This window comes from Dolichospermum compactum NIES-806 (assembly GCF_002368115.1).
GTDB lineage: Bacteria > Cyanobacteriota > Cyanobacteriia > Cyanobacteriales > Nostocaceae > Dolichospermum > Dolichospermum compactum.
Genome location: NZ_AP018316.1, coordinates 3,642,593 through 3,654,313, shown reverse-complemented (window position 1 = coordinate 3,654,313; position 11,721 = coordinate 3,642,593). Strand labels below are relative to the sequence as shown.

14 protein-coding genes are annotated in these 11,721 nt (G+C 39.5%); 10 read left to right on the top strand and 4 right to left on the bottom strand.

Annotated elements, in window-relative coordinates:
- Positions 1-98: 98 nt before the first annotated feature.
- The 3 genes from ntcA to CA730_RS17200 all read left to right on the top strand — a co-directional run bounded on the left by ntcA (position 99) and on the right by CA730_RS17200 (position 3,029).
- A complete protein-coding gene (gene ntcA, locus CA730_RS17210; RefSeq protein ID WP_027401174.1) occupies positions 99-770 on the top strand; it encodes a global nitrogen regulator NtcA in 672 nt (223 codons plus the stop codon).
- Between the two features lie 338 nt (positions 771-1,108).
- Entirely contained in the window at positions 1,109-2,557 is a 1,449-nt protein-coding gene (locus CA730_RS17205) for a DUF3084 domain-containing protein (protein WP_096669138.1), read from the top strand.
- Between the two features lie 49 nt (positions 2,558-2,606).
- Complete coding sequence (locus CA730_RS17200) at positions 2,607-3,029, top strand: pre-16S rRNA-processing nuclease YqgF (protein ID WP_096669136.1); 423 nt, start codon at positions 2,607-2,609, stop codon at positions 3,027-3,029.
- A gap of 1 nt (position 3,030) precedes the next feature.
- On the opposite strand, the gene CA730_RS17195 is transcribed toward CA730_RS17200, so the two are convergent.
- Complete coding sequence (locus tag CA730_RS17195) at positions 3,031-3,294, bottom strand: DUF3146 family protein (protein ID WP_096669134.1); 264 nt, start codon at positions 3,292-3,294, stop codon at positions 3,031-3,033.
- Between the two features lie 169 nt (positions 3,295-3,463).
- Here CA730_RS17195 and CA730_RS24980 point away from each other — a divergent pair, with 169 nt between their 5' ends.
- The 3 genes from CA730_RS24980 to CA730_RS17185 all read left to right on the top strand — a co-directional run bounded on the left by CA730_RS24980 (position 3,464) and on the right by CA730_RS17185 (position 4,566).
- Positions 3,464-3,640 carry a hypothetical protein gene (locus CA730_RS24980; protein WP_172891206.1) on the top strand — a complete coding sequence of 59 codons (177 nt, stop codon included), beginning with the start codon at positions 3,464-3,466 and terminating at the stop codon, positions 3,638-3,640.
- Between the two features lie 244 nt (positions 3,641-3,884).
- A complete protein-coding gene (locus CA730_RS17190; protein WP_096669132.1) occupies positions 3,885-4,142 on the top strand; it encodes a ribbon-helix-helix domain-containing protein in 258 nt (85 codons plus the stop codon).
- Complete coding sequence (locus CA730_RS17185) at positions 4,132-4,566, top strand: PIN domain-containing protein (protein ID WP_096669130.1); 435 nt, start codon at positions 4,132-4,134, stop codon at positions 4,564-4,566. Before CA730_RS17190 ends, CA730_RS17185 begins: the two co-directional genes overlap by 11 nt.
- Before the next feature lie 479 nt (positions 4,567-5,045).
- Here the strand turns inward: CA730_RS17185 and CA730_RS24590 are convergent, their stop codons facing one another.
- Positions 5,046-5,207 carry a hypothetical protein gene (locus CA730_RS24590; RefSeq protein WP_157750014.1) on the bottom strand — a complete coding sequence of 54 codons (162 nt, stop codon included), beginning with the start codon at positions 5,205-5,207 and terminating at the stop codon, positions 5,046-5,048.
- Between CA730_RS24590 and CA730_RS17175 the strand changes: the two genes are divergently transcribed.
- The 4 genes from CA730_RS17175 (at position 5,207) to CA730_RS17160 (ending at position 7,309) form a co-directional block, all read left to right on the top strand.
- Positions 5,207-5,458 (top strand): hypothetical protein, encoded by a 252-nt coding sequence (locus CA730_RS17175; RefSeq protein WP_096669128.1) that lies wholly within the window; start codon positions 5,207-5,209, stop codon positions 5,456-5,458. The genes CA730_RS24590 and CA730_RS17175 overlap by 1 nt on opposite strands.
- A 48-nt stretch (positions 5,459-5,506) precedes the next feature.
- Positions 5,507-5,944, top strand: a complete 438-nt coding sequence (locus tag CA730_RS17170; protein WP_096669126.1) for a hypothetical protein — start codon at positions 5,507-5,509, stop codon at positions 5,942-5,944.
- 101 nt (positions 5,945-6,045) lie between these two features.
- Entirely contained in the window at positions 6,046-6,960 is a 915-nt protein-coding gene (locus CA730_RS17165) for a tetratricopeptide repeat protein (RefSeq protein WP_096669125.1), read from the top strand.
- Between the two features lie 115 nt (positions 6,961-7,075).
- Positions 7,076-7,309 carry a hypothetical protein gene (locus CA730_RS17160; RefSeq protein ID WP_096669123.1) on the top strand — a complete coding sequence of 78 codons (234 nt, stop codon included), beginning with the start codon at positions 7,076-7,078 and terminating at the stop codon, positions 7,307-7,309.
- Positions 7,310-7,362: 53 nt separating this feature from the next.
- On the opposite strand, the gene rpoD is transcribed toward CA730_RS17160, so the two are convergent.
- Positions 7,363-8,532 carry an RNA polymerase sigma factor RpoD gene (rpoD, locus tag CA730_RS17155; RefSeq protein WP_096669121.1) on the bottom strand — a complete coding sequence of 390 codons (1,170 nt, stop codon included), beginning with the start codon at positions 8,530-8,532 and terminating at the stop codon, positions 7,363-7,365.
- Between the two features lie 1,180 nt (positions 8,533-9,712).
- On the bottom strand, positions 9,713-11,650 hold the full coding sequence (gene gyrB / locus CA730_RS17150) for a DNA topoisomerase (ATP-hydrolyzing) subunit B (RefSeq protein WP_096669119.1): 1,938 nt from the start codon (positions 11,648-11,650) through the stop codon (positions 9,713-9,715).
- Positions 11,651-11,721: the final 71 nt, after the last annotated feature.

The following is an 11,721-nucleotide window of genomic DNA, read 5'->3' as shown; positions in this document are numbered from 1 at the left end:
GAAAAAACAGAAAGGTTAATGGTGATTTATTGATTTTTCGGGTGTATTCTTAGGTAATTAGTTTTTGTTTTTCTGGCATTGGGTAGGGGAAGGGAGAAATGATAGTGACACAAGATAAAGCCCTAGCAAATGTTTTTCGTCAAATGGCGACCGGGGCTTTTCCTCCGGTTGTGGAAACATTTGAGCGGAATAAGACGATCTTTTTTCCGGGAGATCCTGCTGAACGAGTTTATTTTCTTCTCAAGGGTGCTGTAAAACTGTCAAGGGTGTATGAGGCAGGAGAAGAAATAACGGTGGCTCTGCTACGAGAAAATAGCGTCTTTGGTGTGCTGTCGTTGCTGACAGGCAATAAGTCTGATCGATTTTATCATGCAGTGGCATTTACTACTGTAGAATTACTTTCAGCCCCGATTGAACAAGTTGAACAGGCACTGAAGGAAAACCCAGAGTTATCAATGTTAATGCTGCGAGGTCTTTCTTCGCGGATTCTACAGACGGAGATGATGATTGAAACTCTTGCTCACCGCGATATGGGTTCAAGGTTAATTAGTTTCTTGTTGATTCTTTGTCGAGATTTTGGCGTTCCTTGCGCTGATGGTATTACCATTGATCTGAAGTTATCTCATCAGGCGATCGCTGAGGCAATTGGCTCTACTCGCGTTACAGTCACTAGACTGCTGGGAGATTTACGCGAGAAGAAAATGATTTCCATTCATAAAAAGAAGATTACTGTGCATAAACCTGTTGCTTTAAGTAAGCAATTTACGTAAGCATTCAGCCGTCAGTGGGTTGTTGAGAAGGGTATTTAAACCACACCTCAACAACATTCAGCCTCTACGAGGTGGAAAAATTAAACTCAGAATTAGCTGAATGCTAAATGCTGATAGCTTGTTGAAAGCTATGGGTAAATGGAGTTGGCACGGCTTCTATTTTTGAGGTAATGGGGTCTTAGGGTCTCCCTAAGTAGCGTCACTACCAGAGAGATTAAACCGTTAATGTGGAGGAAAGTCTCAAAATTGTATAATTCCTACTTTGGCCTAACTCCATTTACTCACAGACAATGGTTGAACCTAGTAGGCTGTATCGGTCAGCATTGCGGTAGTTAAAAATGGCCACCGGGTACATCCTTATTGCAGCAATTCTTATTTTGGGAGGCGTAATTGCCACCGTGGGCGATCGCATCGGCACACGAGTTGGCAAAGCCCGTCTCTCACTCTTCAATTTACGTCCGAAAAAAACTGCTGTAATTGTGACTATTTTTACAGGCGGTCTGATTTCTGCATCAACTTTAGCAATTCTTTTTGCGGCTGATGAGGGATTGCGAAAGGGCGTATTTGAATTAGAAGATATTCAAAGAGATTTGGGGAACAAACGAGAACAACTAAAAATCGCAGAAGCGCAAAAAAGCCAGGTAGAAGGTGAGTTAAACAAAGCTAGAGAAGAAAAAAGTCAAGCACAAGAAGAATTACAGAAAATTAATAAGTCATTACAGGCAGCAAATACTAAACAAAAGACCACACAAGCTCAACTCAATCGCACTCTTAATCAGCAAGCTAAAACCCAAGCCCGACTTAATGAAACTCAAATCCGTCTTGGGGGAATTGCCATCATGTATCAACAGGCAAGAAGTGAATTACAAACTCTTTATAATCAGCGACAAACATTACAAACGGCAGTAGAAGAGTTAAAGGCGGAACGGAAAAGATTATACGCTGAAGCCAAACAGGCTATTGATGAAGCGAAGACGGTGATTGAAAAACGCGATCGCAAAATTGCTAAATTAGATAAACTTATTCAAAATCGTAACCTCGAAATTAAACAACGAGAAGAAGTTATTATAACTAGAGAATCTCGCTTGAAAGAATTAGAGAAACAACAACAATTTTTAGAGCAGGAAGTAGCCAGACTAGAAAAATATTATCAGTCCTACCGTGACCTCCGCTTGGGTAAACTAGCCTTAGTGAAGGGTCAAGTAATAGCGGCAGGGTTAATTACTGTGGACAAGCCTGATGCAGCACAGCAGGCAATTATCCAAATTCTTCAGGAAGCTAACCGCAATGCTAATATTCAATTAACCGAACCTGGTGGTACACCAGAGAATAAGGAAATACTCCGTATTACCAAAGATAAAGTTGAACAGTTAATCGCACAAATTAAAGATGGTCGAGAATATGTAGTGCGAATTTTCTCCGCAGGTAATTATGTCAGAGGCGAAAAGCAAATAGAATTTTTTGCAGATGCAGCGAGAAATCAACTCGTATTTTCATCAGGGGAAGTGCTGGCTACTACTACAGCGGATTTAAAAAATATGACATCTGAACAAATGCGTCAACGCTTAGATTTACTAATTTCCGCTTCCCAATTTCGCGCCCGCAATGCGGGAATTGTCGAAAGTGTCCAAATAGAAGGGACTTTTCTGCGTTTTATTAGCCAATTACAGCAGACGGAACAAGAAGTAGAAATCAAAGCTGTAGCCGCAGAAAACACCTATACTGTAGGTCCGCTGAGAGTCAAGTTAGTAGCCATCTTAAATGGACAAATTCTTTTTAGTACCTGAGTAATTGACAATTGACAACGAACAAATGACCAATGACCAATAATGACCAATGACTAATACACAACCTGCAATTTTAGGATTTGATCCCGGTCGTGATAAATGTGGGATTGCGGTGATGGGATTGGATAGACAACTATTTTATCATCAAGTTGTTTTGGCAGATGAGGCGATCGCTAATATTGAAACACAACTGCAAAAATTCCCTGTATCCTTAATGGTGATGGGAGATCAAACAACGGCTAAAAAGTGGAAACAGCAACTTAATCAAGAATTAAGTAAACCCACCAATATCATTTTAGTTGATGAACGTTATTCCACTTTACAAGCACGCGATCGCTATTGGCAGATGTATCCACCCCAAGGCATCACTAAACTATTACCCAAGGGTTTGCGTCAACCTCCCCGTCCAATAGATGACATTGTGGCCATTCTCCTGATTGAACGATATCTTAACCGACTAACTAACAACTAATTTACAATTCAGCCCGAATTGTAAAATCATAATCCCCCCCAGGTTCTAACTGATAGTCCTGTTGTTCCAAAAAGCGTCCTAGAGGTTCTTTGATTAAAGCACGACCCTGGGAAGGCTTTACAGAAAGTTCTCCCCGACGGAAATGCCATTGGAAATGCCATTGAAAATTACCGGCGCTAACTTCACCTTCAAGAAAGCCTTGTTGCCAAGATTGGCGGGTAACTCTCACATGAGCAGTAGTTTCTGGCAGACGTTTAGCACTCACGCTTATTTGATGTCAAGTATGGGATAAAAGCCAATTATTTATGTAGGCTACTTATTCTATGTACCAAAAATAGCTTAATTCTACAAACTAATTAAAACAAGATAAGTTAGTAAAGTCCAGTTTCGTAACTGCTCTTTTGTTGTCAATTTACGATAAATGCAAGATAACAATGCGATTATTACATAAAGCTATTTGTGAAGAGTGTGCTTTTTATATCAAATTAGAATGCACTCACCCTGATGAGTTCGGAGTTAATTGTGCTACTGTCACTTTCTGTAATTCGTTTACTCCAGCGGTAGAAATTGATAGTCCTTGCGTGTCTTTTGGTAATGATGATGAATATTAATTTATACAGTGCGTAAGTCCTATAAACTTACGAATCTCTAAGGGACTTCCAATTAAAAAAATACCCAAAAATTTCTCGTGGTGGGGGACGAAAAGCCCGCTAATCATCAAGGACGGGCAGGATGCCCATCCCACAAAATTGGGTAATTTATTTTTTGGTGTTCCCTAAGTCCAAATCAATAAACTCGCAATTTTCTAATAAATAATGTACAGTATAATGTATACACTAAGTATACTTCTAAATTGTGTCAACTAAAATTCGCAAACAGATTTATATCCAACCACGTCAAGAACATCTACTCAAAGAGATTGCACAACAAACAGGTATAAGTGAAGCCGAGATTATTCGTCAAGCCATTGACCTTCATCTTAGTGAAATAACTGTCCCCCAAACTGATATCTTACTGTGGGAAGCCGAAAGGGAATTTATTGCACAAATCAAAACTCGACCTGTTCAAGCTGGAGGTAGGGACTGGAAGCGGGAAGACCTTTATGAACGGTAGAGTTTTTATTGATACGAACATTCTTGTGTACATCTACGATCCATTAGATACCGCAAAACAGGAACAAGCGATCACAGTTGTTGATAGGTTAATTCGTTCTGGAAAGGCAGTAATTAGTACCCAGGTGATAGGGGAGTTTTTTATGGCTACAACCCGGACAAGAAGATCACTTTTAACTCCCGCTGAGGCACTGATGCGAATGCGTAACTACTTAGCCATTTGCCATATTGTTAATATGACAAAATTAATCTCCCTAGAAACTATTCGTGGTGTAGAAACCCATAACTTTAGTTTTTGGGACGCGCAAATTTGGGCAACAGCAAGACTTAATCAAATTGAAGAAATTTACAGTGAAGATTTTCCATCAGGTGCAACTGTTGAGGGTGTAAAGTTTACAAATCCTTTTAAGCGGAATGTGGGATAACATTCTCCTAGTGGCATCGGGATCGGCTTTGGGCGGAGTCGAAAAAACGCCTAAAATTTGGGATATTGCAGGGGTTTGTCCCATCCTACAGGCCGTAGGGGGAGATTTTATTTCCCTGGGGAAAGATCCAATTTTTCCCTTACAAGTGGGAGATAATTACGGCAATCGCCCTTTTCCCTGTTTAACGGTCAGTCGGTCTGAATTGGTTCCCCTTTTCTATCCCCTAGTGTCCAGTGTGGGAAAAAGAATTTGAACGATAACTTTCAGGCAAGAATTTTCATGATCAGGACTTACGCAAAAAGAACCGAATTTGGGGTAATTCATGAATTACCCCTACGCAAGAATAAGGTGTTCAGCCACATCTTACGTAAGTCCTAATGATAAGAAGTGCTAGTTTTCTATTGATTTCCAGAATCGCTAAATGTTATCATCACGAAGATACAACACTTACAAAAATCAAAAAACATTTGTATGAAAATTCATCGCACATCGGCATTAACTTGATTAGGTTTAGCCTTACTAACTCCCTTCACAATCGTATCTGTCCCTGAAGCTGCATCCGCAATTAATATATTATCGACTAATTTTAACGGACGTACTGTTTCTGGAGCGACTGCCTCAAATTTGAATTGGACAACCAATGAATGGCGTTAGTGATCCTGGCAATTTGACAGCCGATTTTAATTTGTTTGATACTACAGCAACCCAAAACCTATTTGCTGTTCAGCGCAACTTGCACAACCAAGGACCTTGGAAGGTTAATATTCCTGTGATTGTTGGTTCACAAGCGATAAACTTAACTCAAATTACTCTTAATGGCTATATTTTTAACGGTTCAGGAGCGAGACAACTAAATTCACGGGATTTTGATTTAACCATTGCCTTCAATTGATGCACTCTTGATTTCTGGAGATATCTATAAAGTTATGAGAATGAAGTAATGCAAACTAAAGAGAAGAAAAATATCTTTAAACCAACAAATAAAATTTTAGAAGCATATACAGATTTACCTTGGATGATACCTCAAGATAAGCAAAGTTTTAAACACTTTGTAGATTATCTCAACTTTATTTTTTACGAAGGAGCAGAAAAAGATAAATTACGCTTTTTAACTGAACATGGTGGTGTACTGGAAGGTTCAGATTGTGATTTTATTTGGTGCATTAAGCATTTAAGAAATAAGTGGCTACATCATGATGTAGAACATGGAAAAGAATCAGATATCAGAAAGTCGTGGAAAGAGGTATCAGATAAATTGACATGGCTTGGTTTAAACCATACACCGATTCAAGAAAAAGACTTTCGTCTACTACATCGCTTTTTATTAAAGGAAGCAGAGTCTTTCCTAGAAAAACTCTTGGAAAAATTGATTGAATAGAAATTTAAATCAAGACTATTTACCAGAACAACATTGATTTTTCCTTATCTTCCTTTGCGTCTTTACTCCTGCTACTTTGTGCCTTTACGCAAAATAAATCTATGAAATTACCATTATTAATTAAATATCCTATTTTTGGGATAATCAATTTTTTATTATTAAGTGTTAATATTCAACCCGTATTTTCCAGTTCTTACCCTACTCTAATACTGGCACAAAACACCAATAGCAAAGCAGCTACAGAGGCTTTAAATCAAGGATTACAAGCGATTCAGTCGGGAAAAATAGAAGATGCAATTACAGCTTTTCGTGAAGCTATTAAACTAGATCCTAAATTAGCAGCAGCGCACTATAACTTAGGTTTAGCACTACGACAATCAGGAAAGTTACAACCTGCGGCAGATGCTTTTTATCAAGCTACTCAAGCTGAACCTCAATTTGCATTAGCTTTTGCAAATTTAGGTGGGGCGCTATTAGAAGGAAATAATTTAGAATTGGCGAAAGACTATTTAAATCAGGCTTTGAAGTTAAATCCAAATCTGGGTTTTGCCCATTATAACATGGGGTTAGTTAAGAAACAGGAGAAAAATTGGTCAAGTGCGATCGCTTCTTTTGAAAAAGCCAGAACAATGAGTCAAAATGCGCCCGAACCTGCCTATCATTTAGGTGTATGTTATTTACAAAAAGGAAAATTTGAACAAGCCAAGGCAGCTTTTAAACAAGCAATTATAATCAATCCTAAATATGCAGAAGCACACTATGATCTGGGTTCAATTTTGTTTAATCAAGGAAAATTAAATGAAGGTTTAGCAGCTTTCAGAAAATCGGCCGCAGCTAATCCTAATTACGCTAATGCCTATTATGGTGCAGGATTAGTTTTCATGCAGTTAAAACAGTACAAGGAAGCTGTGCAAGTCTTCCAATATGCTAAAGATTTATATAATATTCAAGGTAATTTACAGTGGGTGAAAAATTCCCAGCAGTTATTACAACAAGCACAAAAATCCAAAAATTAGAGACGTTTCAGCGAAGCGTCTCTACTCAGAACATGGTATTTTCTCAGCTTTTGGACAGATGAATAACTCTAGAGAAATAAGTAGAAATTAGTTAAACAACTAACAGAGGCGAAAAATGACTAAAACTAAAACTCAAGAACCCATTACTAACTTAGAGTTTGATTTTATTAGTGTGCTGCATACTAAAGCCGTAGCAGTTCAAGCTTATGAAAATTATATCAAAGATGCCAAGGAAGCTAATTCTCAACCCTGTGTAGAACTTTTTCAAAAATTACGGCAATCGGAAATTGAACAGGCGCACGAGATTCGTCATCATCTCCAAGAAGTGATGCAGAAAGGCAAGATGTAATTAATGATAGGGGCAGGTTTAAGAGATTAATGACTTAAACCCACCCCTAACAATTAACGAATATACTCTTTCAATACACTATTCCGATTGGGATGGCGTAATTTACGGAGTGCTTTAGCTTCGATTTGGCGAATGCGTTCGCGGGTAACGTTGAAAATCTGACCGATTTCTTCTAGGGTTTTCATGCGGCCATCATCCAAACCATAGCGGAGTCGGAGAACGTCTCTTTCACGGGGACTGAGACTATCTAGGACTTTTTCTAGGTCTTCCCGCAGCAAGTTCTTAGAAACTTGATCTTCTGGAGTTTCACCATCAGATTCAATAAAATCGCCTAAACGAGAATCTTCTTCTTTACCGATAGGTGTTTCTAAGGAAATTGGCAACTGGGCTGATTTGGCAATAAACCGCAGTTTCTCGATGGTCATTTCCATCCGAGTCGCAATTTCTTCTTCTGTGGGTTTGCGTCCCATTTCTTGAGACAGGAGTTTGGTGGTTTTCTTAATCCGCGAAATGGTTTCGTAGAGATGAACCGGTAAACGGATAGTGCGGGACTGATCAGCGATCGCTCTTGTAATTGCTTGACGTATCCACCATGTAGCGTAGGTAGAAAACTTATAGCCTTTTTCGTGATCAAACTTTTCAGCCGCACGAATCAAACCCAAACTACCCTCTTGAATCAAGTCTTGGAAGGACAAGCCCCGATTCATGTATTTTTTGGCAATGGAAACTACAAGTCTCAAGTTCGACTGTACCATCTTGTCTTTCGCTCTACGTCCAACGTGCAGACGGTAACGAAAGGTTGGTAATGGTAATGATACTTCTGCCGCCCATTCGCTGTCTCTAGGATCGCGTTCTAGGCGTTCACAAAGCCTTTCGCGCGCCCGTTCTAATTCCAGTAACTCAGCGATTTTCCGCGCTAGTTCAATTTCTTCGTCTGCGCGTAACAAACGAATCCGTCCAATTTCTTGCAGGTACAGACGAATTGAATCTTCTGTATAGTGCTTTTTCTTGGCAATTGGTGTCCGACGACGCGATTTAGCGGCTTTTCCAGACTTTGCGTCGTCCTCATCAGACTGAGGCTCTAAAAAATCATCAATTTCGCCGTCATCAGTCAGCAATAAGTCCTCTTCTATTAAGAGTGCTTGTAATTCGATCTCAGGCGGATTTATCATTTCTAGGTCAGGCTGATAAATATTATCGAGTACGTTGTTAGCCTGGTTCATGCCGCTTTCCTCATGCTCCTTGCAGAATCAGTTACTGAAGACATTGCGATTACTTTTGGTTTTAAGTAATCTGTGAACCGAAAATTGGGTTTTGGCTGGTTACCCTCAGATATTTTCGGTGATTTTTTTTCCTGTTTGATGCAGGATTGTTTAGTAAAAGTGGCAAATATCACTTTGAAAGCGAATTGCCCGCTTTTTTAATTGTCATACCCGATCATCCTACATATCACTTTTGATTAACCGAATCTATAAACCTAGATCCATCTTTTTCAAAAAGTTTCCTGGTGCGGATACAATGTATGACATTTGGAAGATTTAACTGTAAATACTGTTCCAATTGTAGCCTATTTCACAAAAATTACACTCTTTTCGTGCATTATTTATGAACTTATTGACTAAGATTAAGCCACCTTTATCAAAAAGACATTAAAAATGGTGGTAATACCATTAAATCTTGTCGAAACCTTTTTGGTTGGTCAGTGGCATTCTCATTAAATTAAAAGGTAGGCACACTTGCTGCTTTATAAAACTTATACAAATTGTTCCTAACTGAACAAATAGTATTTATGTTCTGCTTGAACTTAATCCGAAGGCGGATGTTTGTTTACAGATATTAGTTCTGGTGGAACTAATTGTACATATTCACTATTAGCTAGTGATTGGTGTTTGTTTCCAGGCACTAACTCCTGTATATGCTATACCAAGAACTTGAACTAGGGAGTTAAAGTTATGGCATATTTTTAGCGAGGTAAGAGATGAATTAAGATTTCTCTCGATTTAGCCTTATTCACACATTAGCGCAGAGTTGAGATTTCTACCCTGTGCAACTTGACAAACTGTTCTTATGGTATACAACGATATTTTAATCAGGTGATAAATAATATTGCTGCTAAAGTTGCCCAAAGATATATTTGGGTAAATTAACGTATGTCAATTGTAATTATGAATACTTCGGATTTCAAGAAGGTGGCTGTCATCTGGTTATGAAAAGTTTTGTGTATACTTACTAAGCTTTGCTTTGTAGATAATATCTAGTTGCGCTTTATAAGCATAGCAAATGCTTTCCCCCTTTGTGGAGAAAATTTATGATTTTTCGGGAAAAATTTATGGGAACAGGGAACAGGCGAGGTAACCGAGTAATTACTAATTACCCATTACCAATCACCTATTAGCAATCACCTTAAATATCTAAATCTGTCATATTCAGTTTAGAACCATAGGTTTCAATGAATTCCCGGCGGGGTGCGACGCGATCGCCCATCAGAATGGTAAAAATTCGGTCAGCTTCGGCTGCATCTTCAATTTCCACTCGTTTGAGGGTACGGGTTTCTGGATTCATGGTGGTTGTCCAAAGTTGTTCCGGCATCATTTCTCCCAGACCTTTAAAACGTTGAATGGTATAGTTAGCATTGCTGGGAAGAGTACCTAGATGTTGTTGCAATTCCCGTTCGCTATAACAATACTGATAATTTTTTCCCCGTTCTACTTTGTACAAGGGAGGACAAGCGATATAGATGAAACCTTGTTCAATTAATGCCCGTTGATAACGATAGAAGAAAGTTAACAACAACGTGCGGATGTGGGCTCCATCTACGTCAGCATCGGTCATTAACACTACGTGATGATATCGTAATTGCGAGGGGTTGAATTCTTCGCCTTTAACACCTAAACCGAGTGCTGTAATTAAGGCTTGAATTTCGTTATTTTTATAGATTTTGGCATCGTCGGTTTTTTCGATGTTGAGAATTTTACCACGCAGCGGCAGAATTGCTTGGGTGCGGCGATCGCGTCCTTGCTTTGCGCTTCCACCCGCGGAATCCCCTTCCACGATGTATATTTCAGACTCAGCAGGATCACGAGAACTACAATCTGCTAATTTACCAGGTAAAGGCGAAGATTCTAATACTGATTTGCGACGGACTAATTCCCGTGCGTGTCGAGCAGCTTCAGCAGCTTTAAATGCTTGAATAGCTTTATCTAAAATAGCATCAGCGATCGCGGGATGAAAGTCCAGATACTCAGTTAGAACCTCACCGACAAAAGAATCAACAATCCCGCGAACTTCTGTATTTCCCAGTTTAGTTTTAGTTTGTCCCTCAAATTCAGGATCTGGGACTTTCACGGAAATTACAGCAGTTAAACCTTCGCGGACGTGTTCACCACTGAGGTTAGATTCATTCTCTTTAATTTTATTGCGTTTGCGGGCAGTTGCATTTAATGTTCGAGTTAAAACTGCTTTTAAACCTTCTAAGTGCGTACCACCATCAATAGTCCGAATATTATTAGCAAAACCGAGAACATTATCTGTATAAGCATCAGTACACCACTGCAAAGAAACTTCTACCTGGACATTATTACGTTCCCCTTGGACATAGATAATTTCTTCGTGGAGAGGTTGCTTCTCACGGTTCATGTAGGCGATATATTCCTTAATACCACCCTTGTACTCGTAAGTTTCGATTCTTGGTGTGTCGCTTTTAAGGATTTCTAAACGATGATCAGTAAAAGTAATCCTGACACCTGCATTTAAATACGCTAACTCGCGCAATCTTCCTGATAAAGTAATGTAATCGAATTCTATGCTGGTGGTAAAAATTTGTGTATCTGGCTTGAAGGTAATAGAAGTACCAGTTCTATCTTCTTTATAGGGCTTTGCTACCAATTCCGTAACGGGGAAACTCCGTTCATATCGCTGGGTATGTACCTTGTGATCGCGCCAAACCGTAACTTCTACAAACTCAGAGAGGGCGTTAACAACAGAAATACCAACACCGTGTAAACCACCGGAGACTTTGTAGCCACCACCACCAAACTTACCACCAGCATGAAGAACAGTTAACACTGTTTCTAACGCTGATTTCCCGGTTTTTGGGTGAATATCCGTAGGAATACCCCGACCATCATCTGTTACGGTAACAGAACCATCTGCATTAATATCCACCTCAACATGGGTACAGTGACCCGCCAAAGCTTCATCAACAGAGTTGTCCACTACCTCGTAAACTAAATGGTGGAGTCCTCGCGGACCTGTAGTACCAATGTACATCCCTGGTCGTTTGCGGACGGCTTCCAGACCTTCCAGAACTTGAATCTGATCGGCGCTGTAACTGCTCGTCATGAAAATTCTCCTGATGCTTGGGGTTAATATCGCCAAAAGGCGAAAAAAGTCAAATCACCCCAGCATTATAA

Bases quoted from the DNA above. Each gene is read 5' to 3' on its own strand.
- ntcA (WP_027401174.1), top strand. From the start codon at position 99: ATGATAGTGACACAAGATAAAGCCCTAGCAAATGTTTTTCGTCAAATG.
- CA730_RS17205 (WP_096669138.1), top strand. From the start codon at position 1,109: ATGGCCACCGGGTACATCCTTATTGCAGCAATTCTTATTTTGGGAGGC.
- CA730_RS17200 (WP_096669136.1), top strand. From the start codon at position 2,607: ATGACTAATACACAACCTGCAATTTTAGGATTTGATCCCGGTCGTGAT.
- CA730_RS24980 (WP_172891206.1), top strand. From the start codon at position 3,464: ATGCGATTATTACATAAAGCTATTTGTGAAGAGTGTGCTTTTTATATC.
- CA730_RS17185 (WP_096669130.1), top strand. From the start codon at position 4,132: ATGAACGGTAGAGTTTTTATTGATACGAACATTCTTGTGTACATCTAC.
- CA730_RS17175 (WP_096669128.1), top strand. From the start codon at position 5,207: ATGAATGGCGTTAGTGATCCTGGCAATTTGACAGCCGATTTTAATTTG.
- CA730_RS17170 (WP_096669126.1), top strand. From the start codon at position 5,507: ATGCAAACTAAAGAGAAGAAAAATATCTTTAAACCAACAAATAAAATT.
- CA730_RS17165 (WP_096669125.1), top strand. From the start codon at position 6,046: ATGAAATTACCATTATTAATTAAATATCCTATTTTTGGGATAATCAAT.
- CA730_RS17160 (WP_096669123.1), top strand. From the start codon at position 7,076: ATGACTAAAACTAAAACTCAAGAACCCATTACTAACTTAGAGTTTGAT.
- rpoD (WP_096669121.1), bottom strand. From the start codon at position 8,532: ATGAACCAGGCTAACAACGTACTCGATAATATTTATCAGCCTGACCTA.
- gyrB (WP_096669119.1), bottom strand. From the start codon at position 11,650: ATGACGAGCAGTTACAGCGCCGATCAGATTCAAGTTCTGGAAGGTCTG.